The organism is Gemmatimonadaceae bacterium, assembly GCA_016720905.1.
Taxonomy (GTDB): Bacteria; Gemmatimonadota; Gemmatimonadetes; order Gemmatimonadales; family Gemmatimonadaceae; genus Gemmatimonas.
The window spans coordinates 185,808-212,309 of the sequence record JADKJT010000005.1; the positions used below are offsets into that span (position 1 = coordinate 185,808).

The 26,502-nt window shown below is 63.3% G+C and carries 21 protein-coding genes and 1 pseudogene; 11 read left to right on the forward strand and 11 right to left on the reverse strand.

What is annotated here, in order from left to right:
• Position 1 precedes the first annotated feature (1 nt).
• The 7 genes from IPP90_06970 to IPP90_07000 all read left to right on the forward strand — a co-directional run bounded on the left by IPP90_06970 (position 2) and on the right by IPP90_07000 (position 6,423).
• Positions 2-610 carry a TetR/AcrR family transcriptional regulator gene (locus IPP90_06970; protein ID MBL0170465.1) on the forward strand — a complete coding sequence of 203 codons (609 nt, stop codon included), beginning with the start codon at positions 2-4 and terminating at the stop codon, positions 608-610.
• Positions 607-1,758, forward strand: coding sequence for an efflux RND transporter periplasmic adaptor subunit (locus IPP90_06975; GenBank protein ID MBL0170466.1), 1,152 nt, complete (start codon positions 607-609; stop codon positions 1,756-1,758). Before IPP90_06970 ends, IPP90_06975 begins: the two co-directional genes overlap by 4 nt.
• Positions 1,755-2,957, forward strand: a complete 1,203-nt coding sequence (locus IPP90_06980) for an ABC transporter permease (GenBank protein MBL0170467.1) — start codon at positions 1,755-1,757, stop codon at positions 2,955-2,957. Before IPP90_06975 ends, IPP90_06980 begins: the two co-directional genes overlap by 4 nt.
• Before the next feature lies 1 nt (position 2,958).
• Positions 2,959-3,684 (forward strand): ABC transporter ATP-binding protein, encoded by a 726-nt coding sequence (locus IPP90_06985; protein MBL0170468.1) that lies wholly within the window; start codon positions 2,959-2,961, stop codon positions 3,682-3,684.
• 7 nt (positions 3,685-3,691) lie between these two features.
• A complete protein-coding gene (locus IPP90_06990) occupies positions 3,692-5,170 on the forward strand; it encodes an efflux transporter outer membrane subunit (protein ID MBL0170469.1) in 1,479 nt (492 codons plus the stop codon).
• Between the two features lie 23 nt (positions 5,171-5,193).
• On the forward strand, positions 5,194-5,574 hold the full coding sequence (locus tag IPP90_06995) for a hypothetical protein (protein MBL0170470.1): 381 nt from the start codon (positions 5,194-5,196) through the stop codon (positions 5,572-5,574).
• Positions 5,575-5,805: 231 nt separating this feature from the next.
• Positions 5,806-6,423: a PD40 domain-containing protein gene (locus tag IPP90_07000; GenBank protein MBL0170471.1), complete on the forward strand. Its 618-nt coding sequence runs from the start codon at positions 5,806-5,808 to the stop codon at positions 6,421-6,423.
• A gap of 77 nt (positions 6,424-6,500) precedes the next feature.
• On the opposite strand, the gene IPP90_07005 is transcribed toward IPP90_07000, so the two are convergent.
• The 6 genes from IPP90_07005 to IPP90_07030 all read right to left on the reverse strand — a co-directional run bounded on the left by IPP90_07005 (position 6,501) and on the right by IPP90_07030 (position 10,859).
• Positions 6,501-7,805 carry a type II toxin-antitoxin system HipA family toxin gene (locus IPP90_07005; GenBank protein MBL0170472.1) on the reverse strand — a complete coding sequence of 435 codons (1,305 nt, stop codon included), beginning with the start codon at positions 7,803-7,805 and terminating at the stop codon, positions 6,501-6,503.
• Positions 7,802-8,155 carry a helix-turn-helix transcriptional regulator gene (locus IPP90_07010; GenBank protein ID MBL0170473.1) on the reverse strand — a complete coding sequence of 118 codons (354 nt, stop codon included), beginning with the start codon at positions 8,153-8,155 and terminating at the stop codon, positions 7,802-7,804. Before IPP90_07010 ends, IPP90_07005 begins: the two co-directional genes overlap by 4 nt.
• 155 nt (positions 8,156-8,310) lie before the next feature.
• Positions 8,311-9,540, reverse strand: coding sequence for a hypothetical protein (locus IPP90_07015; protein MBL0170474.1), 1,230 nt, complete (start codon positions 9,538-9,540; stop codon positions 8,311-8,313).
• A gap of 62 nt (positions 9,541-9,602) precedes the next feature.
• Positions 9,603-9,806, reverse strand: coding sequence for a hypothetical protein (locus IPP90_07020; protein MBL0170475.1), 204 nt, complete (start codon positions 9,804-9,806; stop codon positions 9,603-9,605).
• 8 nt (positions 9,807-9,814) lie between these two features.
• Positions 9,815-10,348: a serine/threonine protein kinase gene (locus IPP90_07025; GenBank protein MBL0170476.1), complete on the reverse strand. Its 534-nt coding sequence runs from the start codon at positions 10,346-10,348 to the stop codon at positions 9,815-9,817.
• Positions 10,349-10,355: 7 nt separating this feature from the next.
• A complete protein-coding gene (locus tag IPP90_07030) occupies positions 10,356-10,859 on the reverse strand; it encodes a hypothetical protein (protein ID MBL0170477.1) in 504 nt (167 codons plus the stop codon).
• 206 nt (positions 10,860-11,065) lie between these two features.
• Here IPP90_07030 and IPP90_07035 point away from each other — a divergent pair, with 206 nt between their 5' ends.
• The gene (locus tag IPP90_07035) at positions 11,066-11,941 is read left to right on the forward strand and encodes a creatininase family protein (protein MBL0170478.1); all 876 of its coding nucleotides are present in this window, start codon (positions 11,066-11,068) and stop codon (positions 11,939-11,941) included.
• Between the two features lie 86 nt (positions 11,942-12,027).
• On the opposite strand, the gene IPP90_07040 is transcribed toward IPP90_07035, so the two are convergent.
• Complete coding sequence (locus IPP90_07040; protein ID MBL0170479.1) at positions 12,028-14,682, reverse strand: glycoside hydrolase family 9 protein; 2,655 nt, start codon at positions 14,680-14,682, stop codon at positions 12,028-12,030.
• A gap of 203 nt (positions 14,683-14,885) precedes the next feature.
• Here IPP90_07040 and IPP90_07045 point away from each other — a divergent pair, with 203 nt between their 5' ends.
• From IPP90_07045 to IPP90_07055, 3 genes are all read left to right on the forward strand, one after another.
• Entirely contained in the window at positions 14,886-18,278 is a 3,393-nt protein-coding gene (locus IPP90_07045; protein ID MBL0170480.1) for an Ig-like domain-containing protein, read from the forward strand.
• Between the two features lie 314 nt (positions 18,279-18,592).
• Positions 18,593-18,871, forward strand: coding sequence for a hypothetical protein (locus IPP90_07050; protein MBL0170481.1), 279 nt, complete (start codon positions 18,593-18,595; stop codon positions 18,869-18,871).
• Between the two features lie 1,362 nt (positions 18,872-20,233).
• Positions 20,234-21,031: a hypothetical protein gene (locus IPP90_07055; protein ID MBL0170482.1), complete on the forward strand. Its 798-nt coding sequence runs from the start codon at positions 20,234-20,236 to the stop codon at positions 21,029-21,031.
• Positions 21,032-21,605: 574 nt separating this feature from the next.
• Here IPP90_07055 and IPP90_07060 read toward each other — a convergent pair.
• From IPP90_07060 to IPP90_07075, 4 genes and pseudogenes are all read right to left on the reverse strand, one after another.
• Positions 21,606-21,869, reverse strand: a complete 264-nt coding sequence (locus tag IPP90_07060; protein MBL0170483.1) for a hypothetical protein — start codon at positions 21,867-21,869, stop codon at positions 21,606-21,608.
• 133 nt (positions 21,870-22,002) lie between these two features.
• The gene (locus tag IPP90_07065; GenBank protein MBL0170484.1) at positions 22,003-22,770 is read right to left on the reverse strand and encodes an ATP-binding protein; all 768 of its coding nucleotides are present in this window, start codon (positions 22,768-22,770) and stop codon (positions 22,003-22,005) included.
• A 233-nt stretch (positions 22,771-23,003) separates the two neighbouring features.
• Positions 23,004-24,416: pseudogene (locus IPP90_07070) on the reverse strand (IS21 family transposase).
• Positions 24,417-24,477: 61 nt separating this feature from the next.
• Positions 24,478-26,409 (reverse strand): carbohydrate binding family 9 domain-containing protein, encoded by a 1,932-nt coding sequence (locus IPP90_07075; protein MBL0170485.1) that lies wholly within the window; start codon positions 26,407-26,409, stop codon positions 24,478-24,480.
• Positions 26,410-26,502 lie beyond the last annotated feature (93 nt).

A 26,502-nucleotide genomic window follows, 5' to 3' on the forward strand; every position in this document is an offset into this window, starting at 1 on the left:
CGTGCACGCCGCTCCAAAATCCCTCCCCGCCAGCGAGCGACGATCGGCAACTGTTGACGCCGTAGTCGCGCTGGCTGCGCTCCACAATCCCAGCGAGATCACGACGACGGCGATCGCCCGGCAAATGGGTCTCACGCAAGGGGCGCTGTTCAAGCACTTCCCCACCAAGGACGCCGTGTTGCAGTCGGTTATGGAATGGGTCGCCGACAGTCTGCTGGCGCGTGTTGACAAGGCGGTGCAGTCAGCATCGTCACCCCTGAACGCGCTCGAATCGCTGTTCCTGGCCCATGTGCAGTTTGTGGCCTCGCACCCCGGTGTGCCGCGCATCGTATTCAGTGAACTGCAGCGCGCGAAACCGTCGGGGGCCAGGCGCGTGGTCGACACGTTGCTGCGGCGATACAGCGAGCGCGTCTCACACCTCATCCGCGATGCCAAAGTCAGTGGTGAAGTGGACGAGGCCATCGACGCCGAAGCGGCGGCAGTGCTATTTGTGGGCACCATTCAGGGCCTGGTGATGCAGTCGCTCATGCATGGCGATGCGTCGCGAATCCTGCGCGATGCCCCTCGCGTGTTCGTGCTCTATCGTCGCGGCATCGAGCGTGCCGTATGACCGGCCTTCCGCTCAAACGTCGCACACTTATCGTGTCGGTCGTTGGCCTCACGCTGTTCGCGCTATTCGTATTCGTGGCGGTACGCGCTGGGCCGCTGGCACCAATCGCCGTGACCGTCACCACCGTGGATGCCCAACCGGTGTCGCCGACAATCTTCGGCGTTGGCACGGTCGAATCCCGCTACAGCTACCGCATTGGCCCCACGACCGCAGGGCGCGTAAAACGCGTTCTGGTCGAGGTCGGTGATCGCGTGGCCGCAGGACAACTTCTGAGCGAAATAGACGCCGTCGACCTTGAAGATCGACGGCAGGCGCAGTTGGCCACGATTCGACGCAGTGAAGCGGCACTCGGTGACGTTGATGCGCGGCAACGCTTCGCGCAAACCGAAGAGCGACGGTATGAGCAACTGTTGGCTGCCCGTTCGACCAGTGAAGAAATTCTTGCGTCTAAACGTCAGGCACGCCAGATCGCCGATGCCTCACTGGCAAGTGCACGCGAAGAGCTTGCGCGCACACGCGCCGAGCGCGATGGGCTGAATGCACAATTGCAGAATCTTCGGCTCATCGCGCCGGTCGCCGGTCTGATCGTTGCGCGCGACGCCGACCCCGGCACGACGGTCGTCGCCGGGCAGTCGGTGATCGAGCTCGTGGATCCTCGCTCGCTGTGGGTGCACGTGCGCTTCGATCAGGGCAACGCGGAAGGACTGAAAGCCGGGCTCCTGGCCAACGTCGTGCTGCGCTCGCGAGGCGAGAAGCCACTGCCGGGGCGCGTACTACGCCGGGAACCTCGTGCCGATGCTGTCACCGAGGAGATGCTCGCCAAGGTGACATTGACCGCCATGCCCGATCCGCTGCCGTCCATCGGAGAACTCGCCGAAGTGACCGTGAGCCTGCCCACACTACCCTCATCGCCGGTCGTTCCGAACGCCGCCGTGCACCGGGTCAATGGAACCGTCGGCGTGTGGCACGTGGTGAATGGCGATCTGCAATTCACTCCGGTCACAATCGGCGCCGCCGATCTAAATGGTCATGTACAGGTGCGCACTGGGCTTCGCGTTGGCGATCGCATTGTGGTGTATAGTGCCAAATCACTGAGCGCGCGCAGTCGCATTTCCATCGTTGATCGCATCGCCGGAGTGGCGAGATGATCAGCCTGGCCGGACGGGATATCCTGCACGCCTGGGGAAAATTCGTCCTGACCGGTTTCGGTCTTGGTCTGCTCATCGGTGTGACGTTGACCATGGCGGGCGTGTACCGCGGCATGGTAGACGACGGCAAGGCGCTCCTCGACAACAGCAGCGCGGAACTGTGGGTGGTGCAGCAGGAAACATTGGGTCCCTACGCGGAGCCGTCCAGTCTCTATGATGATCTGTACCGTGGGATTCTCGCCGTGCCCGGCGTTGATCAAGCGGCCAACGTCACGTACCTCACCATGCAGGTCCGCACCGCACGGCAAGATGTTCGGGCGATGGTGGTTGGAATCGCGTCTGGCGAGCCGGGCACACCAGGCTGGCCACCCTATCTCGTGGCTGGCCGACAGATCACTCGCAGTCACTATGAAGCCGTAGCTGACATTGCCAGCGGGTTCAGCCTCGGCGATCACATCAGGCTTCGCCGCAATTCGTACACGGTGGTCGGTCTCACGCGCCGCATGGTGTCGTCGGGCGGCGATCCGATGGTGTTCATTCCGCTCAAGGACGCCCAGCAAGCCCAGTTTCTCAAGGACAACGATGCGGTGTTGCAGCTTCGACGCCGCACCGGCGAGAATCCCGCTTTCAACCGGGCCGGTGTGCCGGGATTGCTCGACGCGGTGATCGGATCGCAGAGTCGGAACCCGTATGTCAACGCCGTACTGGTTCGCCTCAAACCTGGATATGTGCCGGACGACGTCGCCGCCGCTATCGCACGTTCGCAGCGCCTGACGGTTTACACGCGACCGCAGATGGAAGGCATTCTCGTTGGCAAATTGATTGCCACATCCGCCAGGCAGATTGGAATGTTTCTGGTGATCCTGGCGATCGTGAGTGCGGCGATTGTCGCCTTCATCATCTACACGATGACGCTTGGCAAGATTCGCGAGATCGCCGTCCTCAAGTTGATTGGCACGAAAAACCGCACGATCGCCGCCATGATCCTCCAGCAAGCGATTGGATTGGGCGTGATCGGGTTCGTGGTCGGCAAGATCGCGGCAACATTCTGGGCGCCGATCTTTCCCAAGTACGTGCTGCTCGTGCCGCGCGACTCACTGGTCGGCTTTTTTGCCGTGATGCTGATCTGCGTGCTCGCCAGTCTCATTGCCATTCACGCGGCGCTCAAGGTCGATCCGGCCGAAGCCATTGGAGGCTGACATGAGTGCACGGGGCATACTGGTTGAAGGACTCACCAAGCGCTATGGCGCCGGAGATACGGCGGTCGATGCCCTCAAGGGCGTGGACATGTATGTCGCGCCAGGCGAAGTGGTCGGTCTCATCGGCCCTTCAGGCTCTGGGAAGTCCACGCTGCTCAAGTGTCTTGGTGCCGTGATCGAACCCTCCTCCGGCCGCATGGTCCTCGACAATCAGGTGATATACGACAACGCCTGGAAAATTCCCGACCTGCGCACGCTCCGTCGTGACCGGATTGGTTTCGTCTTTCAGGCGCCGTACCTCATTCCGTTTCTCGACGTCACGGACAATGTGGCGCTGCTCCCGATGCTGGCCGGTGTTGCCAATGGAGAAGCCCGTTCGCGAGCGCGGGCACTGCTCGACGCGCTCGACGTGGGGCACCGCGCGAATGGCATGCCCTCACAACTCTCCGGCGGTGAGCAGCAGCGGGTCTCAATCGCGCGGGCGCTGGTCAACCGCCCTCCGGTCATCTTGGCGGACGAACCAACCGCTCCACTGGACAGCGAACGGGCGCTCACCGTGATCGGCATCCTGCATGAGATGGCACATCGCTATGAGACCGCCATCATCGTGGTCACGCACGACGAGAAAATCATCCCGACGTTCAAGCGCATCTATCACATCCGCGACGGCAAGACTCATGAAGAAGTCGGCGAGGGGCGGGAATTCGCTGGAGCACGACGTGCGTGACCCGCTCATGAAACCCGGTAGGCCTTTCACGGCGTTGGTCGTGATGACGATGCTGACGGGCTGCGCATCCGGCCCGGCCTTTGTGCCGCCCACCGCGCCCACTGGCAGCGCGTATTCGGCCATTCCCTTGTCAGCCCGCACCGACTCGGCACTGGGCGCGCTTGGTGGGTCGCAGCGCTTCGTTGAAGGTGTGAACGCCGACGCCGCATGGTGGCGCGAGTTGCGTTCGCCAAAGCTGGACACGCTTATCGCGCAGGCATTGATCGCCAGTCCATCACTGGACGCGGCCGAGGCCACGCTGCGGCAGGCGCAGGAACGCTATGCCGCGCAATCCGGCAACAGCCACTATCCACAGGTGGACGCGGGCTTCGGCGCTCAACGCCAGCGCTTCAACCCATCGGCGCTGGGGCAGGATGCCGAACCACGGGAGTTCAGCCTGTTCAGTGCGACGGTAGGTGTTCGGTATCGACTCGATCTGGCTGGCGGCAACCGACGCGCGCTTGAGGCACTCGCGGCCCGCGCCGACTATCAACAGTTCCAAGTGGAAGGGGCCCGCCTCACTCTGTCCGCCAGTATCGCCGGCACGGCCGTGCGCCAAGCGCAACTGTCTGCACTCGTCGATGCCATGGAAGCGATGCTGCGCATCGAAGACGACCAGCTCGCCATCACCCGTGAGCGTCTGCGTCTTGGTGCCGCCTCCGACGACGAAGTACTCGCCCTACAACTCCAGCGTGAACAAAGTCGTGCGGCCATTCCGCAGCAGCGTACGCTGCAGCAGCAAAGCCGACATCTGCTGGCCACGCTCGTTGGTCGTGCGCCAAGTGATGGCAGCGTGCCCCGGTTTGAAATGGCAGAGTTCACACTCCCTGTCACGGTGCCCGTCACCGTGCCGTCAGAACTCGTGCGACGTCGTCCGGACATTCGGGCCGCGGAAGCCTTGATGCGTGCGGCCAACGCAGAGTACGGCAGTGCCGTGGCGAAGTCGTATCCGCAATTCAACCTGAGCGGCACCCTGGGTTCGCAAGCGCTCACGGCCGGGGCCCTGTTCGGCAGCGGATCCGCCCTGTGGAGTCTGGTTGCGCAGCTCACGCAACCGCTGTTCAATCCGGGGCTATCTGCCGACAAGCGGGGCGCGCTGGCCGCGTTTGACGCGGCGGCAGCGAACTATCAGAACGTGGTGCTTGGCGCGTTACGCAATGTCGCCGACCAACTGCGCGCACTGGATAGCGACGCACAAGCCCTGTCGGCGTGGGCAAGTGCGGACGCCGCCGCACGCGCCGCGCTGGAGTCGGTGCAGCGACAGTATTCGCTGGGGTCCGCAAGCTATTTGCAAGTGCTCACGATGCAGCATCAGGCGCAGCAGACGCAAGCTCCCCTCATCGCGGCCCGTGCGCAGCGGTTGGTGGATACCATCGCGCTGTATCAGGCACTTGGCGGCGATGAGACGCCGCTCACATTCGGCTCCATTACGCGGAGGATGAAATGAACGCCGTTCAGCACCTGCATGACATGCCGCGCCGCGTCGCGGCCATCGTCGCGGCCATCGTCGCGGTCGTATTCGGCATTGTCACCGTCATTGCGGGCGGTCGAGTGCTGTTTGGCGGTTCTGACCCCGGCTATGTCGTATTCCGACCGCTGCTGATGTTCAATACGGCAATGGGTGTGGCGTATATCACGGCCGGCCTTGCCATCTGGCGCGGCGCTCAGTGGCGTGTCGTTGCGACGGGTACGATTGCGGTGCTCAACCTGGTCGTGCTTGGCGCGATCGTTTTCGTGTATGCGCGCGGCGGCGGCGTGGCCATCGACAGTCTTCGCGCGATGACCTTTCGGAGCGTGGTGTGGCTGGCGCTGCTGGTGAGCCTGGCGTGGAAACGCAACCGCAACACCTGACCATCTCCACCACTACCACCGCCCGGGGTGGCACTTTGTGATTTGCGTCGTGACCGGATTCGTGTGCAAGCCGGTGAACGATCGACTTTCCATCGTGATCCAATTCTTGCGGTCTTCAGTCAGCGGCCAGAATCCTCTTGAACTCGGAGTCTTCCCGACGGAAGCGGGTGGCGGCCAACGCCGAGGTTAGCGATTAGGCACGAAGTACGGCGGCGCGGTACTTTGTCGGACATGTCCGAAGACGCCACGCACCCGCCCGCGCTGGTCGCAGTCGGGGTAACCGGCAACGAGATCGGTGTGTATGTCGTTGACGTGCAGCGAGGCGCCACGACCAAGTTGCCGGTGGATGGAGGGCTGACCGCCTGGGGGATGACCGAGAATGGTGACTCGCTGCTGTTCAGCGCGGGCCGCAACCAGCTGTTCATTCGCGCCATGGATGGAAGCGGTACACAGGTGCCAGTGCTGACGTTTCCCGACTGGACGCCCTTGGCGACACTCAGCGCGTGGGGGCCGTGGATTGCGTTCACCGGCCGGTTCGGCGGCGTTATGCAACGCATCGGCGTGGCCCATCGCGATTCGATGGGTTTGGTGCGACCGCTCAGCAGTGCCCCGCGCGAAGAAAGCGTCCCGGCGATTTCGCCTGATGGTAAGTGGCTGGCGTTCACGTCGGTGGAGGATGGCCGCGAACAGGTGTTCGTGACGGCGTTCCCCATTCCCGGCGGGCGACTCCCCGTGTCCACGAATAGCGTCGCGTGGCCCTCGTGGCGGCGCGATTCCCGCACCATCTACTTTCAGCAGGGCAATCGCATCATGGCCGCCGACTTCGACGGTGCGCCATCGCCGCGCTGACGGTGAAGCTGAACGCGCTGAGCGGGAAGTAGATTGCAATCCAAGCAGTCGCAGGGCAGCGAACACGCGCTGTCCCTTCACGTATTGGGAAAGCCCAGCCGATGGGTCCGTTGAATCTTGTCCCGCCATGCATCGGGCAATTGCGCCGCGGCTGCGAATTCGTGCCATCGCCTCACCGCCATCTGCACGTCGTCAATGATCGCCGCCGCGCGGCCGCGTTTCATCAGCGCTGACGTTGCGCACGCTTTGAAATCCGCCAACGTAAATCCGTCGCGTTTGCCATTCAGCGTCATCTGGTGCGTGGCTGTCCAGAGGCCGGATGGATTGTAGCTGTAGGACACGTCAAAGGCGGGAGCGAGTGACCACTCGCCGTGCCGGTCCATGAGAAACGCGATGTTCTTCACATGATCGTCCTGATTTCGCGCCACGATGTTGAAGACCATCCGTCGGAACTGCTGCTCGAGCGCGGCGTGCGGCAGGTGCAGTTGGCGCATGGTGCGCAGCGCCTGTTCGTACGAATGGGCACCGGCCTGATTGAAATCGAAATGCGCCAGTGCCCCGAGTGACAGCATATGCCGCTTCGCGCCGTCTCTGATGCGATCGAAGCGTTGCGTCATGAAGTGCCGTCGCCCGTTTTCCTCCAGCAACCGGCACTCGGTCATGGCAATGCCGGCCGCCCTCGCCATCAGGTGATACGCAAACTCGATCGCGCCATAGCCCTGTGGATCGTCCAGCTCCCTATCCTTATTGCCGGCCACGCCGTCGAATTTCAATAGCCAGTACTCGAAACCGTCGCCGGCCGAAATCTGCCCGGAACGCACTTCGTTCGTGGTACGATTCCACGCGATGACTGCCTTGGCGCGCGCGCCGCCTGCCGACGTGCCAACGCGCAGAATCTCGCGCAACGCCTTCTCCTTGCCGGCGCCGTGGAAATGCCCCTGCACGTCGCTGCGATGCGTGAGCACGTCACTTGCCAGGCGTACGAGTGCGTCGACTTCAATCCTGGCTGCGCGTCGTGGCTTTGGCCCAAGCGTCGGCGCGAACTCGAGCGCGCCCATGCCACGCGCGCCCGTGTAGCAGAGCCGCTCCACCGCATTGAAGCTGTCGGCGGTACGCCCCTGCGCCGCGAGCCACGCGTTTATCAGGGCGTTGCCGAAGGTGTCGGGCAGCGAATCCGCCAAAAGCCCGGGGAGTCCGCGAAACGTCTGCCTGGACAGCGCCGGAAACTCGTATACCCGATCACCGAGCGGCAGCGTGAGCGGCGAGAGTTCGATTCCGCTGCGCGCGAAGTCGGGGTCATACTGAAAAGCGGCGACGTCCTTCCCGTCGCCAAGCACGACGGCGCCGATGGTGCTGCCCCACAACTGCACGCGCGCGATCACGGCGCGTCACCCCACGCCCAGGTCTTGCGCGCGGGTGGGGTCACATTCCGCGATGAGGCCCGCTGGCGTTTGCGACCTTGCCGTGCCAGTTGCTCCATCGGGGTTGGCGTGGGTTCCGGCACCAGCACGTCAAAGCGCGCCAGCAGTCCCAGCACCCGGCACACGCGCAGGAATCCGGAGAGGTGGGTCGCGACCTCGCCGGATTCCAAGCGTTCTACGGTCCGTTTGGAGATTCCCGCTTGCTCCGCGAGCGCTGCCTGCGTGAGGTGGTTCGCCAGTCTCGCACTGGCGAGGCGCGCACCGAGCTCGTGGAGGATGGCCGCGTCGGACAGTTCCGTACTAATCCGCATAATTGAACTAATATGGCGAATTAGCACCGAAAGTCAATGTAAATCGACTAATATGGCGACAGTGAATGAATTGCCTTTAACGACGAATTAAGCCACTTATAGACGTTGATTCGCCTATAACGGCGAGTTAAGTGACAAGTTCGCCGGAGGCTCCGTTACGACCGCCCGCGTGCGCCCAGCGCGTAGATCACCACCTGATTGACGTCGGTCGCACGCAATTTTCCGGCGACGTAATCGGCACCGATATCGTACGGCTGGAATCCCGTTGGCATGGACACGTCGCCAAGCCACCGTCCGTTGACATCGAACACCGACCACGTGCTCGGTACCGCTGGCGGATCGGACAGTGAGCCGGCGGCAATGGCGTCCTGCCAGTGCGCTTCACGGACCCAGAGACGGCCAATGCGATCAACAAGAAACTGCGAGAAGGCGGGTACCGTTTCTGCGTATGGTTCTTCGCGAATTTTCTGAATCGCTTTCTCTCGCTCGGCTCCTGTTTCCCTCACCCAGAGCTTGGACCACTCCACGACCCACGTTTCCCAATCCGCGGGAGTGATGGGTACCGGTGTCCACGCGCGCCGGATGATGGACTGCAGTGCACCGTCGGCGCCGAATACGTGAATCGCATAGCGGTCGCCGAAGCCTGCATAGAAACGCTGATCACCACCGGCGAAGACGCCAATCGGGGAGAGCCACGCCGTTGTGGGTTGTGCCCCAGCCTGGATGAGTTCGATGTACGGAAGCGGGCCAAGGTCGCGAATGATGGCGTTGCGCTCGTCATAGAACCGCATGGGAGAGGAGTCAGCCCATTGGGTGCCGGGTGCTCGAGGCGAGGGCATAGGCCATTGCATCGTCACACGCGTCCCGTTTCCCAACACGGAAACTAAGAGCTGCCGTCCTCTTGCCGAGGTGCGATCAGGCGCAGGGATGTCCGTGGTTCTCACAAACTGTCCGCTGCTCGAAAATCGTGTGAGCGTAGACAGGCCAGCGGTGATGGCGATTGTATCGCCCCGAAGCAGCTGCGCGGAGTTCATCTCGCCGGGTCGCCCTGGCGCCGTGCCCTTTCCTCCGCTCGCCGAAAGGAACTGCCCTTTGGCGTCGAAGAATCGCAGCTGCAGAGATCCCCCGTCTGCTACCGCAATGCGGCCATCGGACAGCCGCATTACGCCGCGGATGCGCGAGAATCGGTACGCCGAGTCGGTGGTGTTTCCGAATACGAGGCGCGGTGTGGCGGCGAGCTGCAACCGCTCGACGTCGGACCACATCGGTTGCGTATTCTCAACAATGCGCACGCCGGCACTGTCGCGCGTTTGGGCGTTGGTGGGGACGGCGATCGCTGCGCTGGCGAGTGTGATGACGGCGAAGAGTATTCGGTTGGGTAGCATGCTCCTGCTTCGTCGAAAAAGGGGAATCTCCCGTGTGGAACCGCTCGCGCGAGGCGTATGCGCTACGTCGCGTGGGCGAGTTTCATCTGCTCCATCAGCTGCATGAATCGCGGATGCCCGTGGTACGGTTTGAACCACGGCTGCGTGCCCATGGTGTACATCCAATCGGAGCGTTCATGGTATCCGCGCTCCAGCAAGTCCATCACCGTATCAATGTCGCCCAGCGCGGCCGGGTACATCGCTTCGTACATCGGCTGCATCGACATGCCGCGCGTCAGCGCAAAGGTTGCGTCAGGTTCGCCGACGCGCTCGGCAGATGCTCACCCTGTCGCGCACTGCCGAAGTCGGCCAGCAACGCGTGCCCATGGCGCGAGACCAGAATGTTCTCCGGTTTCACGTCGCGATGGACCACGCCTTCGCTATGCGCGTAGTCCAGGGCATCGGCCACCTGCCGCACGATCGCGATGGTGTCGTCCACCGCCATCGGACCGCCATGCCCGAGGCGCGCGCGCAGCGATTCGCCATCGATGAATGGCATCACGAAGTACAGCACACCATCGGCCGACCCCGAATCGTGCAACGGCAGCACGAACGGATGACGAAGGCGCGCCAGCAGCTTGATCTCACGGTCGAATCGCTCGGCGCCCAGCGCGGCCGCGTGTTCGTCACCGAGTACCTTGATCGCAACGACACGATCGTGCCGCAAATCACGCGCGAGATACACGGTAGCCATGCCACCGACCCCGAGTTCGCGGTCGATGACGTATCGGTTTGCGAGGGCGGCGGTCAGCCGTGAGAGGTCGCTCACGCTTCGGTCAGCCCGCCGCCGGTGCGTCCATGCCGTTCCACAGATTCATCGAGTCCAACTCGTCGCGGCCGCAGCTCTTGAGATACAGGAACAGCTGCGTGCGGTACGCCGCGCAGCCACAGAGCACGAGGTTCACCAGTGTCGCGCCGCGCGAGGCCGTGTCGCCGAACAGGTTGATGTCGGTGCGCAGGTCGGCGTCGGTGACGTTGGCGAGCAGCGCCGCGTAGCCGTCGGTCTGCATGGCGATGACCGCCATTGCCTGGTCCACATCCCTCGACGCGGCGGCCTCTTCGGCGGCGGTCCATGCCGCCAGGTCAAAGGCGCCCGAGGTGACGGCCTGCACCAGCACCGGTCCCATCATGGACAGATATCGCAGCAACTCGATCGTGCTCCGTTGTTTCGGCGTGGGACGGTACTCGAGCTGCGCGCGATCGATCTTGCCGGCAAGGTGCAACAGGATGTGAACCTCGTGCTGCAACGCGGCAATGAGTTCAGCTTTGGTCAGGACCATCGGATTCTCGCAAAATCGGGTGAGTTGGCCAGCGCGGGGCGGCGGGCGACGGGGCGGAAGTTACCGGTCATGAGGGCGATCCGCGACCGGAGCATGAGCCACGCGCGGCGTGGCGCCCCCGCGTCCCTGACCGACAGATTCAAGGCCGTGGTCCGGACCCCATCCCAGGAGACGTGATGAGAGCAAGGCTGATGGTTCTGTTGGCGATGTCGCTGATCGCGGCGAACGCCTCGGCGCAGGGGCGGGGGGCCGGCGGCTCCGATAGCGCTCAGGCGGCCCGGCGCGCGGCGGCAAACAAGCCCCGCACCATTGACGGTATCAACACCGTGTGGATCGAGGAACTCACGCAGCCCGAGTTTCGCGACTTGATCAAAGACGGGCACACGACCGTGCTGATCATGACCGGAGGGGTGGAGAACAACGACGGCAACCTCCAGATGAACAAGCACAACATCAACATCAAGCTGCTGGGTGAGATGATCGCCCGGAAGATGGGGAAGACGCTGGTCGCGCCGCTGGTCACGCTCGAACCCGGCAATGCCGGTGCGAATATTCAGCCCGGTCGAGCGGGCCCGATGATCACGCAGGCCACCTACGTCTCGTTGCTCTTCGACATGGGCAACTACCTGCGCAGCATGGGCTTCAAGGAGATCTTCTACCTGGGAGACAGCGGCGGGAACGCGCGCGGCATGCAAGCCGCAGCCGACTCGCTGACCCAGATCTTCGCCAGCAGTCCGGACAAGGTCTCCTTCAAGCACATTGCCGAGTTCTACAACCACACCAGCGTGGTCCAGCCGTACATCCAGAACGAGCTCAAGATCCCGGAAGGGATCAAGATCGGGGCGAGTTCGGGCACCAGCGGCCTGCACGAGGAGCTCGGCATCGACGCCACGATGGCCCTCGCCGACCCGCAGTCGATCCGCTTCCAGCAGCGTGTGAAAGCGGGCCAGGCGGAGATCAACGGCATCAAATTTCAGTCGCTCGCCTGGCTGCAGGACCTCGGCCGCAAGGTCGCCGATGTGCGCGTGACGGCGACGATCAACGCGATCAACGCATACCGCGCGACGCTGCCGAAACCGTAAATCCGGGGCTCTGATCTCAGCGGCTGTAGCGTGCCACCCCTCTCGCGGAGCGCGGCACGCCGCCTACCTGTCTGGGCGATCCGCGATTAGTGCACGAACAGTTCGCGGCGCTGAGCAATCTGCCCATCCTCCACCACGACCACCGTCCACGGGGCGTTTGCCCCTATCCGCTGCGCGGTCCATTCGACCGTTGTGGGCACACCGGCCTGCAGCGCGATGGTTCGCATCGGTGAGGGCACGCGCAGGTTGTCGGCACGCAGGGTAAAGCGGTGCGAGCCCACACCGCTGGCGGTCACCCGAATCGTGATCCGCCCATTTGCCGCCGTCGTGCTTGACAACGTGAAATCGGTGGACCGCGACGCAGTATCGGTGACGGCGCCCGGCAGCAGGTCCTCCATGAGCCACAGCCACCGGTTGCTGGAGTGCACCCAGACTTCTTTGTACACATACATGTTCTGCGATGGCCAGTAGGGCAGGTCGGTGACGCCACGACTCTGCATCCCCACCGGCAGCGATCCTACCAGGTCGCCCGACGACACGCTGTACTGCTGCGCCCAATCGTAGCCTTCGCCGTACATCGTGCTCTGCGAGAACGGGTTCCGGCCGACTACCCACTGCGCCTGTCGCTGCGCGAGATCGAGCCCGGCACTGTCGCCGCGCAGTCGCGATGCGGCGGACAGCGCCTTGGCCTGCGACAACAGCACGCCGTAGTTGCCTCGGCGCGAAAACCACACGGGAAACGCGCGCAAGTACCAGTCGCCACCCATGGGTGTACCCGCGCGCACCTGCGCCGCATACTGATCTTGCTTTTCCATGTATCGACCGCCCGAATCGGGTACCTGGACGCTGTCGGCCACGCGATACACGTAGGCCGGCAGCATCCCATACGGTGCGGTGATCCTGGCGCTCTGTTTCTGATACTCGGCGTGGCGCGCGATCGTGGCGTACCACTGCATCCACTCGACGTGATCGGGAAGCGCGCTCACCAGTTGCGATAGGGCGACAATGGGCGCCTGATCGGCCGCACGGTGGAACTGATGAAAGAGCGTATCACGATCGGGTCCCGTGTAAAAGAAGCCTGACAGGGGAAACACCGTACCCACGCGTGAGACTTGCTGCGAGGCCGTCACAACACGCGCCAATTCCACGGCCTTGTCGCGATAGCGCGCCTCGCCCGTGGCGCGAAACAGTTCAAGCGATGCGGTGATGCCAATGGCGGCCAGCTCCATGCGCGTGGCCGCGAAGGCGGGTGTGTGCCAGGTGGAGGGCCCCTCGATGCCCACAATGGCGTACGCCCAATCCTCGCGCGCGAAACGCAGACTGCGTGCGGCCAACTCGGGCTCGCGGGATTTGAGCACCCGGTAGGCAATCGCCTCGGCCGCAGCCGCGATGTAATTGGCGTTCGGATTGTTCTTGGCTTCGACCGTCTTGTCGTCGGCGTCACCGACAATGTTGTTCGACCAGTAATTGTGGCTGCCAAAGCCAATCCGATACCCACCATCAAATCGGACCCGAAGCACCCATTCCAGTCCCCATTTCGCTTCCTCTATCAGCCGCGCCACCAACGCCGCGTCGTCGCCTTTGGCCGCAAGCTTGTCGGCCAGCGAGAACATGGCGTACGTCCCTTCGCCGGTGTTGATCAATCCCTGCGACAGGTCACCCGCGTCGTGCCAGCCGCCACTCATGGTGATGCGCCGGTCGCCCAGTGTCGCAAACCAGTCCTGATGATCGACGCCGTGAATGCCCGGCACGTCAAAGCCACAGCGATTACCGTAGTAGAAATTGAATGTCTTCCAAAGGGACGATCTCCATACGTCATCACCAATCCGAAACGGCTTGGTGGTGATCCCACCGGAACGCAGCACATAACTCCCGGGAGCTTCAACTTCGGAGAAATCCAGTTGTTGAAACGCACCCCGCGATGTTTGAACCGTTTCGATGGGTTTGCGAAGCACGGTCTCGCCGAAGGCGGTGTTGTCCACTCGTACGAGTTCAAAACCACCCGCGTCAATCACACTCGCGAGTGCCGTCTTGGATAATCCCACCTGATAACCGCTGTGACTGAAGGCCAGCTTGCCCGGCGCAACATTCCAGCCCGTATGCTGGTCGGCGTCCACCCGCTGCAACTCCATCTGCCCGATCTCGAACGCCACGTGATCGTCAGGCGACGCCAGCATCTTGTTCACGAAATAGCCAATTTCGAAACGCGTCACCTTGTCGCGCGCCAGCGGCTCAATCTCCCAGACAATCTGCTGCCAGCCGTTGCGCGCCAGCGTGACAATGTGCGTGCCCTCACGGTTGTAGCGGTCCGGCACCTTTTCGACACCATCGTTGTGCAGCACCAGTTGCAGCGGTAGCACGGGCATCCCGGTAAAGTCGGGCTTTACCCAGACCGACAATCGATTGTAGGCCGTCCAGTCCTCGTTGGCGAAGGCGCGTTGCAGGTTGATGGCGGGCAGTCGGGGACGGGCCAACGTCACTTCGCCCCTATTCAGCTGCATGTCCACGCGCAGCGCGCGCATGTTGGTCAATCGCATTCCCTCGGGAAACGAGAGCGTGCCGGCCCCGCTCAATTTCCAGACGTTTGGCCGCGTCATGTCGTCGAGCACACGGCTGGCACGCACGGGTTTGGCCAACCAGCCGAATTCGGCCGAGTTCGGGTAGTCGATGGGCAGCAACGCGCGTTGGCCGGGCGCGTCCTGTGCCAATGCCGACATGGACGAGAACAGGAAGGCGGTCACGCAAAGCGAATAGGGGCGCATGGGGCGTTTGGTGGGGCGGCTCGAACAGGGGCGCGCGGACATCAGGAAATTCGCGCACGCCTCGCGCCATCGTGAGGTGGTGGTCGCACGGTTTGGCCTTGGGGCACCGGGCCAGTCCGTGATGAGCTGAATTTGGTGCGGAATGCGCGTTACAGGGTGACCTTCCCGCCCCCGAGGCACTCATGTTCCGCGTCACGCTGCATCGTCCGCTCCTCATCTTGTCAGTTTTGGCCATCGCCTGCGGGGGTGGGGACGGCTCAAGCCCCTCCACACCGACCATCGCGGTGGCGAGCGTGACGCTGAGTCCCGGTGCTGCCTCGCTGGTGCCGCAGCAAACGGTGACGCTCAGCGCGACCACGAAGGATGCCGCGGGCGCCGTCCTCTCCGGTCGCGTCATCACCTGGTCGTCGAACGCCTCGACGGTCGCAACCGTCAGCGACGCGGGCGTTGTCACCGCGTTGTCGGTGGGGACGGCCATCATCACCGCAACCAGCGAAGGGCGCAGCGCATCGGCCACCATCTCCGTCACGTCGGTGCCGGTCTCCACGGTGACGCTCAATCAAGCGACGGCGTCGCTCGTGCCCAATCAGCCTCTGACGTTGACGGCTGCCCTGAAAGATGCCACCGGCAACACGCTCGCCGATCGCGTCGTGAGCTGGAGCACGTCGGCGAGTGCGATCGCCACGGTGGATGGTGGTGTGGTCACGGCGCTCGCCGTTGGCACGGCCACGATCACCGCAACGAGTGAAGGAAGAACAGGCAGTGCGGTGATCACCGTTGGCAACGGTGGCTTCGTGGGCGCCGCCGGCGGAACCGTGACCGCCTTCAATGGCGCCGTGACCGTCACCATCCCGGCTGGTGCGCTGAGTGCGGCAACCGCCATCACCATCAATGCGCTCACCAGTCCTCCCGCCGATCCGCGACTCGCCCCCGGGACCGCGTATGATTTCGGACCCAACGGCATGACGTTCGCGGTGCCGGTCACCCTGGCCATCAAGTACGACGCGGCCACGCTCACCCAGGCCACGGTGCCGGAGAACCTGCGCGTCCACCGGCTCGTGACCAACACATGGTCGTCGTTGCCCGGCAGTGTCGTGAACGTCACCACGCGAATCGTCACGGCCCTCACCTCGAGCTTCAGCGGCTATGCCGTGGTGGGCGTTCCCAGCAATCCGTCGCCGATCATCGCGTCGATCGCGCCCACCGCCAGGCCGATGGGCAGCGCCGCGTTCACACTGACGGTGAATGGCGAAGGATTTGTCAGTGCGTCGGAGGTGCGTTGGAACGGCGCGGCGCGTCCCACGGTGTACGTGTCGTCCACGCAACTGACAGCGCAGATCTCGGCGGCGGACGTGGCGAGTCCGGGCGTCGCGCGTGTGACGGTGGTGTCGCCAACGCCGGGCGGTGGCACCAGCGCGTCCAGTAATTTCTCGGTGACCGTGATCCCCGCGATTGCCACTGTATGGACCGGCGACGATCACAGCTGTGGCATCACGACCATCGGCGTCGCCTGGTGCTGGGGACGCAACGACACCGGCCAACTCGGTGACGGCACATTCGAACATAGTATGACGCCGGTGACGGTCATCGGCGGACTCACGTTCACCACGCTCGCCACCGGGGCGACGCACACATGCGGCCTGACGACATCGCGCGCCGCCTACTGCTGGGGCAATGGCCTCTTTGGCGCCATTGGCGACGGAGAGCGCACGAACCGCGGCACACCGGTTCCTGTTGGCGGCGGTTTGCAGTTCGTGGCAATCTCGGCGGGTAATCTGCACACCTGTGCACTGACCGCGGCGGGCGCCGCATACTGCTGGGGCTACAACACCTACGGACAGGCTGGCACCGGCTCCACCACCACGTTCCTCACTGCGCCGACCCTTGTGACCGGTGGCCTGGTGTACTCCAGCATTTCAGCAGGCACGTATCAGACCTGTGCGCTCACGGTTGCAGGTGCGGCCTACTGCTGGGGCAACAACTCGCTCGGTTCACTCGCTGATGGAACAACGACAAACCGTTCGGTGCCGACGGCCGTCGTTGGCGGTCTGACGTTTGCCTCGATCGCGTCAGGACACGACGGAGGCGCGCGAACCTGCGCGGTCACTCCGGTCGGGAGCGTGTACTGCTGGGGACTGCGCCTTGGCGACATCAACGGAAACCTCACCACACCCACGCCGGTCGCAGGCGATCCGGTGTTCACGTCGGTCTCGGTGGGCTCCGCGCACGCGTGCGGCACGACGGTCGGCGGGAGCGTGGCCTGCTGGGGGCAGGGCGACCTTGGCCAGATCGGTGGTGGAGCCACGCCCTTCGTTCCAACATCGATCCCCGCCGTGGTGTCCGGCGGCGGCAGCTACACATCCGTGGCGGCCGGGCAGTCGCACGCGTGCGGCGTCATGTCATCGGGGAGCATCCACTGCTGGGGCTACGACGCATTCGGTGCCATTGGCAACACCAGCGCCGGCCTCTTCTCCACGACACCCTTGCCGGTGTCCGGCGGATTGCTGTTCTCGCAAGTTGCCGCTGCCGACGACTTCAGCTGCGGCCTCACCACGACGGGCGCCGCGTATTGCTGGAGTACCGGCCGTACTGCTGCAGGCCTGGGCAATGGCGGATTGCTTGATGCGGCAGTGCCGGTGGCCGTTTCCGGCGGGCTCACTTTCACCAGCATCTCGGTGGCACCGTTTGGCGCCTGCGCCATCACAACGGCCGGCGCCGGGTACTGCTGGGGTGCCGGTACCTATGGCCGGCTTGGCAACAGCACATACGCCAACAGCAATGTGCCAGTGCCAGTAAGCGGTGGCCTCGCCTTCATTGCCATTGCCACCGGTGAGCAGCACAGCTGTGGCATTACCACTGCGCATGCCGCGTACTGTTGGGGTGCCAACGACCGCGGGCAGTTGGGCAACAACTCCACCACGTGGACCAACGCCCCCGCGCCAGTGGCCGGATCCCTCCAGTTCACCTCGATCACCGTCGGGCTGCAATACAGTTGCGGTGTGACAAGCGGCGGCGCTGGCTACTGCTGGGGACTGGGTGGCTCCGGGCAATTGGGAGCGGGTGACTACTCCAACCGCCTCATTCCCACGCTGGTCAATGGCGGCATCGCCTTCGCATCCATGTCGGCGAACTACGCCACCACGTGCGGTGTGTCCACAACGGGTGCAGGGTACTGTTGGGGCTTCGGTGACTTCGGCGGTATCGGCGATGGGTCTACCACGTACAGCAATCGGCCAAGCGCGGTGTCCGGTGGTCGGGTGTTCACCTCCATTTCGGCTGGCAGGGAGCACTCCTGCGGCACTACGGCCGTCGGCAGCTACTGCTGGGGCCGCGGCTTCGCGGGCATGCTGGGTAACGGCACCACGATTCGGCGCACCACGCCTCAGGCCGTATCGGCACCGGGCACGTTCTCGATGATCTCGGCTGGCGCCGTACACACCTGTGGTGTCACCAACGCCGGAGTGGCCTACTGCTGGGGCCTCGCGGGTCGCTCTGGCAATCGCACATTCGACTACAGCACGGTGCCCGTGCCTATCGCTGGCGGCCTGCTGTTCCGTACGGCCCCTCCACCGTAACCGCCGCGCGCGCGAAGTACGGCGCAACGGTGAGTCCGGTCGCCTCCAAAATCGCCGAGGCGCGGCGGGGCGAGCGCGCCGCCCCTTGGCCGGACATCGCACGCGACATGGTGCCCGTCGTGGGTCCTGCCTCTGTCGGAACTGCCTGCCGATGGCAGAAACCGGATCGTGCCACGCGTACGGATCCGGCGTGCGCCGAGAGTTACGCCGAAGTAGGCTGTCGCCTGCTGCATGCTGCGCGAGCCATCACCGAACAGGGCGACGCCTGCCACGCCAGCACCCTCGCGATCCTCGCGATCCTCGCGGTCCATAGTGTGATCGCCTATGCCGACGTCGTCGCCATACACAACGGCGGAAAACGATCCACGTCTGCCGTTCACGCCGTCGCACTCGCACTCCTGTGCGACGAACTGGGCAATCGTTTGTCCGACAAAATCGCCAAGGAGATCCAACGCGTGATTGCCGAGAAGGACAAGTTCAAATACCACGGCTATGTCGCGTTCAGCGAAGCCCGTGCGCTACCTGATTGCGCCGAACGAATTGGTGCATGGTGCGAGGAGTGGCTGACCGTGACGCCCCGGTTGTGCTCCTGAGGTGGAACGGGCACCCATCAGTGGATCACCCCGCTCTGCATCCCCACCGGCAGCGATCCTGCCAGTTCGCCCGACGACACGCTGTGCTTTTGCGCTCAATAGTGGCGGTTTGCACGGATAGGTGTGTTCAGCATGCGCGTGGTGAAGGAACGCCGGACCTCAAAACGCCCGACGCTTCCATGCGTCGCTGTTGTTTCGGTTGGCGTCGGATCATCAGTCCCGCAGGTGCCTCGCGCACGAACAAGTCGAATATTTCCGACAGACCTCCCGAAATTCCTATTCGAACGGCGAGTGAGGCAGGTTCCCCGTACGGTCGCTCGGAGCGGAACGTCTCGAATCAGAGGAGTGCAGAGCGGCGAGCGCAACAGATTACGATGAACAATCTTGTGCTTGCGTATTGCTTGGGGGGGGGGGTAAGATGTGGGAGGACATGCGATGACGCGTGGTCGAATCGTTGACAGTGGAGGTATTGCTCGGTAGCTCCGACCATTCCGGTGACGCCAATGCACGATCACGAAGTCGCGCGAGCGCGTGATGATTGCAACGCAGTTCTTGCGGTAGTGGCTCCGTTGTGTACGCTATGGTGCAGCGACTTGAATCCTCGATTCGGAGCGTCTCGAGCGTCGCGGGCGCTCGGGTTCTCCTCTGCCCTCACCCTCCACGAATGGCTACGCGAGCGTGGCCTCCCACCGTACCAAGTGCTGCGCGATTGGTACTTCGTGGTGCGGCTGTTGGAAGTCGCGCCAGCGGCAACGCTGAGTCAATGGTCATGGAAGCACGGTCGCGAACCCGCGACCTACTACCGGTTCGTCAAGCGTGTCACCGGTCTAAGGTGGAGCGCCCTGAACGCGCTTGGCGTAGAGCACTTGCGAAGGCACGCGTTGGAGCACTGGAAACCTTACGAACGCCATACTGACGCAATTCTAGAACGGTCATCGACATGACGCGCAGGCGCCGATCCTTCAATGCGCGTTCGCCGTTCGCCACGTTCGAACCGTATGACAAAATAAAGTCATAGCGCGAAATGCAACGAGTATGCAGACTACACGCATGATCGCTCGCTCGTCGCCTGCGAACTCAGCGTCAGACTGTCCACGACTCACACCAATGGAGATCTCGATGACCAGGAAAACGAAACTGAGCCTGTCATGCCTTGCCCTCGCCGCTACCTTCTCGGCAGGCGAAGCTCGGGCAGAGGACGAAAGTACCTATGGGCAATGTGTCACGACGTCGTGGGCGGCGTATTTTCAGTGCCGCGATTGGAATCACACAGTGGAGGAGTGCACGACCATGGTGAATATCATGCTGGATTTGTGTGCGGTCCAGTTCCCGCACTAGCATCCAGTCTCACCATCACATGAAGTGAGCAACGAAGCGTCAATGGTATTCGGCACCATCTGCGCACGTCTTTCCAGGCTGGCCGCAGCTTTTGTGCTGACGGCATGCATCGATTCGTCGATCGGTTCAGTGCAAACAGTCCGTGCACTTCCGTCAGCGATTTTCAATTTCGACAGTCCTGCCTTCGAAGAAATCCGGGATGTGGACTGGGTTGCCGACTCGACATTCGTAGTGGTATCGGGCGACGGCACGAAGATCGGTGTCGTTAGTGGTGGCCTGCCGGTTGCCTTCGTGGGCCGAAATGGGTCTGGTCCCGGGGAGTTTCGCAATATTTCGTCGATACTCGCGTGGGGACCAGACTCATTTATGGCCGTCGATTCCGGGAATCGACGACTTTTGTTCTGGAATACTCGAGGGAGGTTCTTAGCTGACCTTAGTCTTGCAGACTACCGCTTGTCCTACGGTCCTTTTCGCACAAATGGTGGCGTCGTACTCAAGGTGTTCCCATCTGGTGCCAAGATCGCGCGGTTGCTGGTAATCAGCGGACCGAGCGAGCAACCGCATGTTCAGCTCGATAGTAACGATGGCATTGCCGTGTCGTGTGAGCTCTGCAATACGTCCATAGCCCCCGATGGCTCACTTGCGTTTGCAGACGATCCAATGGTGTATCGAGTGCAACAGGTCGACGCCCACGGTCGGCCGATCGCGCCGATCGTGCGCGAACACCTCCTGCGCGTCGCTCGTTCACAGTCTGAGATCGACTCCGTCAAAGCTTTTCGCAGAGCTCACTACGCCAGAATGCGCGCCAGCGGAAATGAGTGACGCCAGTATTCGTGAGCTCCTCGCCTCTGCTCCCGTCGCGACGGTGAAGGCTGTGTTTGTCCCTGCCGGCATGCACCACGATGACAATGGTGACCTTTGGCTGCAACGCAGTGTTGCGCGAGGAGCACCGGGTGAAGCCGACGTGTACTCACTGGATGGCGTTCAACGGGGAACGGTGCTCCTCCCACCGGGATTCTCGGTGAGTCGACTGCGAGGGCCGTTCGTTCTCGGCCTTCAAGTAGCTGAGGACGGTGGGACCAGCATTGCCCTTACTCACGAAACCGACATTCACGCGTTAGCCGCTCTGCCGGCAATCACACACTAGCGACCTTCGCGCTCCTATGAGGGATTCCGCGCCTATGCACAGCTCGCGTTGGAGACGACGCTGGTGGTCAGATCTCGTGGCCAACCTCGCGCTCTTGGTCAGTTTGAGCCTCTCTCGAGACTGACGCTCCTTCATCACGGAAGCACACGAAGACGCAGAACTCGGCCTGCTGCGTCAATACCGCAACAGCAGCGCAGCGACATCGCGCAGTGTACCAACGGCGGGCGGCAGGCCCGCGCGAGTTCCTGATCAGAACCGGAACGCGTACTGGAGCTTCACCAACAAAGCATTCGACGCAAAGCCCCAGGCTGCACGCCTGGTCGGGTCACTCTGCAGGCCGCCGCCAATTGGGAGTCCGGTGTCGGGATCGATATCGTGGCGCATGTTGTGGTTGTACACCACGAACAGATCCCCCAACGGCGAGAACGTCCAGCGCAGACGCGTGTTGGCGCCGAACGTGTCGCTCTGATTGTCGTACTGGGCGTAGCTGTTGAACTGCAGATTGGGCGACACGTTGATGCGGATGCGCGTGCCAACAAGATTCTGCGTGAAGGATCCTTCACGCAGCCCCCGGTGGCCACCTCAAATTCCCCCAGCTGTGGCCGGGTCAAACTCCCCCACCTGACGTGCGCGGGACATGGTGAGGCTACGGTCCCTTCGTCTGCTTCGCAAGACGCGCGGCGGCTTCTTTGAGACGCCAGCTCTTGCCCTCGAATTTGAGCAGATGGCCGTGATGCAGCAGGCGGTCGAGGAGCGGCGTCACGACGACCGTATCGCCGAGTAAGCGCGCCCAGTCTTCAAACGGGCGGTTCGAGGTGACCAGCGTCGACGCCCTTTCGTAACGGCTCATCAGCACGTCGGCGAGTTCGTCACCGGCGTGCGCGGGGAGTTTGCGCAGGAAGAGATCATCGATCAGCAAGAGGTCGACCGCCTTCAGTTGCTGGCGATACGCGCGGAGTTTCCCCAGCTCGCGCGCTTCGGCGAGATCTTCGATGAGCTGATGCGCTTCGCGATACAGCACTTTGTAGCCCCGTTGCACGGCGAGTAACGCGAGCGCTTTGGCGCAGTGACTCTTGCCGGTACCGGGTGGACCAATCAGGAGCAAATCCTCTTTCGCATCGAGAAATTGCAGCGTGCCGAGCGCGAGCACATCGCGTTTCGGCAGCCGCGTGTTGTACGTCCAGTCAAAGTCCTTCAAGTCTTTGCGCTCGTGCAGCCCGGAGAGCGTGAAGCGCCGTTCGAGCAGCCGCGAGCGTCGCCGATCGAGCTCGTCTTGCACGAGCCACGAAAACGCTTCGAGAAAATCCATCTCGTGCGCCGCGACCTGCAGCGCGCGCGCCTGCATCGTCGCACTCATGCCCGACAAGCGAAGCGCGCGCAGGGCTTGTTCAAGTTCGGTGATGGACATGGTCATACGGACACGCCCGCGTCGAGCGTCGACGCCTCGTCGGTCGCGTGTTGCTCCCAAAACGTTTGGTATTCGGTCAGCGCCCGGATACCTGGTCCCGCTTGCGTGAGCGGTGGCGCGATGACTGTGGCCGCCTGGGCTGCCTCGGCGCGTCGCACGAGCGCCGTCTTGATCGCGGCGTACGACACGCAGTCGGCCGCGAGCAAGCGCGCACAGACCGCTTCGATGTCGGCGCACGCATACGTGCGCGGCAAACTCGCGAGGCCATAGAGCGCCCGCTGTCCCGGTCGGCCGAGGCGCGCGAAGAGCACCTGCGCGAGCGCCGCCGTCTGTGGGCCGATCTGCGCGGCGCGCGCCAAGATGCGCGCCGTGTGCCGTGACGGATTGAAGAGGCGATCCGATTCGGCCATCACGAAGGCCCCTTTGCGGAGCGCCTTCTGATGGCGGCGTAGCACCGCCCCCGTGCGATCCAGAATCTCAATCGCATGCGCATACACGCGGACCGTGACCACGCTCGCGAGGGCCGCTTCGCCGGCCGCGTAGTACGCACCCTCGATCTGCACGAGGCCCGCATCATCGACCGTCCGCACACCCTGCATGAAGGCGCGAAAGCCCTCAAGCGGCAGCGGCAGCAAGTGCGGCTGTTCCTCCCGATAGAGTTCCAGCACTTGGCGCTTCTTGCGCCCATGAATGCGCGGGGACGCCCAGCGCTCTTCCCACTGCGCGAGCCAGGCGTTCTGCGCCTCCAGCGATTCGAAGGTGCGCCCCTTCAAGGCCGTGCCCTGCGTGTGTTGAATCGCCGACTCGACGGTCCCTTTCCGATTGGGATCGCGCACACGACATGGATCGGCGACGACGCCATAGTGCGCGAGCATCGCGGCATACACCGGATTGAGACCCGGCTCATACAGGTCGGGCTGCACCACGCCTTCTTTCAGGTTGTCGAGCACCATGTATCGGCAGCAGCCCCCGAAGGCGCGGAAGGCCTCTTCATGCAGCTGCGCCCAGACCAGCTGCGACGTCTTCCACACCACCTTCCGAAAGCTCTTGCCCGAATACTTGAGCGTCATGACGAACAGGATCGGTCGCTGATATTTGCCCGACGCCGTGCGCGTCGGCGCGCCCAGACCGTAGTCGACCTGCGCTTCTTCGCCCGGCAAGAACTCCAGCACATCGAAGCGCTCCGGCGCCCGCGCCTTGAGCGTCGCGACGAAGCGTTTGACGGAGTTGTACTGGTGCGTGAAGCCGTGCTGGTCGACCAGATCCTGAAACACGCTCACCGCGTTGCGACCGAGGGCGACTTGCGATTCAATCCACGCGCGATGCGGCTCGCAGGCCGAGGTCGCGAGGCCCGTCACGACACGGAGCGGCACCACAGGCTGCACGAGCGCGGACGCCATGATCCCGTCGTGTCCCGGTGGCCAGGGTGGGGGCATTTCGCCGTCGATCACGCCGCCATCCGTCGTCGAGCCGGTGGCCACCCTGGGGGCATTTGCCTCACGGGCCTTGGCCGCTCGGGCGTACCGCCGAATCGTTTTCCGATCCACGCCCGTGCGTTGGGCGATCTCATGCTGCGACGCGCCACGCGCCAGTAGCGTGGTGATGGTAATTCGTAAATGAGCCTTCAAGACGTTCACTCCTGCCTCCCTCACCGCGGTGAGAGAGGTAGCGTAACGTCCCGCGGGTGGCACCCCGAATTAGATGCTCACACCCTCACGCCAGCTGGGGGAGTTTGGGGTGGCCACAGGTGGGGGATTTTGGGTGGCCGCCGGGGCGCAGCTGACCCACGTTGCGCGTCGCATTGAGTTCGAGATTGAACAGCGACGACGGCTTCCAGGCGCTCGTGAGAATGATCTCGTTCAACGTGCCGGTGTAGAACGAGCCAAACCACCAGGTCGCCTGACCGCTCAATCGACGTTTTTGCGCAAACCCGCCTTCCAGGCGATACCGCATCCAGTGGTAGGCGCCCGCCGGAATCGTTACGCCCGGAGCGATGGTGAATGGCGCGACCAGTCGCTCACCGGTGGGATTGGCATTGATCTCGAATCGGTCGCCGCTCTCAAGGCGCCAGTTCACCGGCGCCATGAAGATGCGATAGCTCTCCCACGTACCGCTCAAGTCGGTCACGATGCGTGGTTGGAACTCATGCACCATTTGCCGTACGCGCAGCCCGGCCACTCGCTCGCGTGGCCGCGGCAGATAGTTGCTGGTGATTTCAATGATCTGTACCGCGCGGCGCGGGACGAACCCCAGTGACGGGTCGAAGCCGTCGCCGATGCGCTTGAACGTGGCGGAAAGGTTCCACAAGTCATTGGGATACGCGATGCGAGCGCCCCACGCGGTCTTATCGCCGGTGAGTCCGGCACGATCCGTCTGCACGCCCCATGCGCCCAACAGCAGGTTCTTGTTCACGCGGAAGCGTGACGTCTGGAAGTTCGCATCAACCCCGGCCATCCAGCTATCCGTTCGACCAATAGGGTCACCCGCCGATCCGATCATGCCGACGCTGGACTCGCGACCCAGATTCTGTTTGTAGCGCATCACGCCGAGCGTGTTGGCCGTCGATACCAACGAGGTGCCCGCTGGCGCGGCAATCTCGCGGGTGCGTACGCCGAGGCCGCCGAAGTTCGCGCCACCCTCCCGGCCGGTGATCTTCGCGCCCACACGAATGGGAACTTCGTCGCCATTCAGCAAACCGATCCGGCGGCTGAAAAACGGACGGACGTCGTCGCCGAGCCCGAGGCCGAAATCAAAGATGTCGCTGCCCTGCAGAAAAAACGTGCGCTTCTCCGGGAAGACGATGGGAAAGCGCGTGAGGTTGGTGCGACGCGTGTCGACCTCCGTCTCGGCGAAATCCGTGTTGACCGTGAGTGCCGCCAACGTGCTGGCGCCCAACGTTTGCGTGGCATCGAGGCTGAAATCATGTGCATCGCTGCGCGTCGCGCCGGGCGCCGGTACGCTGGATGAGCCGGTCTCGGCGGGGCGCACGCTCAGGCCAATACCCAGTGCAAACGGGGGCAAGTCGGTCAACCGTCCGGCGCGAAATGTCTGCGTGATCTTGAAGTCGCGCACGGGGCTGGCCCAGCGGTCATTCTCCAGCAGGCGCTGCACGCGACGCTGGATATTGAATCCCCACGTGCTCAGGCCGCGCGCAAACTGCAGGCTGCGAACGGGAATCACGATTTCCGCCGACCACCCGGTGGACGTACGGACGGTAGCGGCATCCCACACCGCATCCCAGTTGGCGTTCTCCACGTCGCCCTGTCCAGAAATGAGCGCATCGTAGCGCGCGCCGTTCGGGTTCACCGCAAACACGTAGCCGGACCGGCCATCGAGATACGTGTCGAGCACGATCTTGATGTGATCCTCGTTCGTGAGCGCGTTGTCGCGCTCGCGGGCAAAACTCACAATGCGGCCGGGATCGGGATCGTCAGCGCGCACACCGATCACGATCCGACCGGCGTCGGCCAGGATACGAACCACGGTCCGACCAGCGGGCACTTGGCCCGCCACCGGTTCAACTTCGGTGAGTGACCCGATGGAGTCCGCGGTCGCCCACATGGCTTCGTCCATGCGACCATCCAGGCGAAGTCCGCTCAACAACGGCGCGACGCGAAGCGCGGGAACCGTCGCCGGTGTGGGCATGCCAGTGGAGACGACGGTCCGTTTGGCTGAATCGACCTGCGCCCCTAGCGCTCTTCCCAACGGGAGCAGCCAAATCAGTCCAATTCCGACGAT

Coding starts and splice junctions, on each gene's coding strand:
- IPP90_07000 (MBL0170471.1), top strand. CDS start 5,806: ATGTCCGAAGACGCCACGCACCCGCCCGCGCTGGTCGCAGTCGGGGTA.
- IPP90_07075 (MBL0170485.1), bottom strand. CDS start 26,409: ATGCCCACACCGGCGACGGTTCCCGCGCTTCGCGTCGCGCCGTTGTTG.
- IPP90_07030 (MBL0170477.1), bottom strand. CDS start 10,859: ATGGTCCTGACCAAAGCTGAACTCATTGCCGCGTTGCAGCACGAGGTT.
- IPP90_07065 (MBL0170484.1), bottom strand. CDS start 22,770: ATGACCATGTCCATCACCGAACTTGAACAAGCCCTGCGCGCGCTTCGC.
- IPP90_06975 (MBL0170466.1), top strand. CDS start 607: ATGACCGGCCTTCCGCTCAAACGTCGCACACTTATCGTGTCGGTCGTT.
- IPP90_07020 (MBL0170475.1), bottom strand. CDS start 9,806: ATGTCGATGCAGCCGATGTACGAAGCGATGTACCCGGCCGCGCTGGGC.
- IPP90_07010 (MBL0170473.1), bottom strand. CDS start 8,155: ATGCGGATTAGTACGGAACTGTCCGACGCGGCCATCCTCCACGAGCTC.
- IPP90_06995 (MBL0170470.1), top strand. CDS start 5,194: ATGCCGCGCCGCGTCGCGGCCATCGTCGCGGCCATCGTCGCGGTCGTA.
- IPP90_06980 (MBL0170467.1), top strand. CDS start 1,755: ATGATCAGCCTGGCCGGACGGGATATCCTGCACGCCTGGGGAAAATTC.
- IPP90_06990 (MBL0170469.1), top strand. CDS start 3,692: ATGAAACCCGGTAGGCCTTTCACGGCGTTGGTCGTGATGACGATGCTG.
- IPP90_06985 (MBL0170468.1), top strand. CDS start 2,959: ATGAGTGCACGGGGCATACTGGTTGAAGGACTCACCAAGCGCTATGGC.
- IPP90_07045 (MBL0170480.1), top strand. CDS start 14,886: ATGTTCCGCGTCACGCTGCATCGTCCGCTCCTCATCTTGTCAGTTTTG.
- IPP90_07035 (MBL0170478.1), top strand. CDS start 11,066: ATGTCGCTGATCGCGGCGAACGCCTCGGCGCAGGGGCGGGGGGCCGGC.
- IPP90_07015 (MBL0170474.1), bottom strand. CDS start 9,540: ATGCTACCCAACCGAATACTCTTCGCCGTCATCACACTCGCCAGCGCA.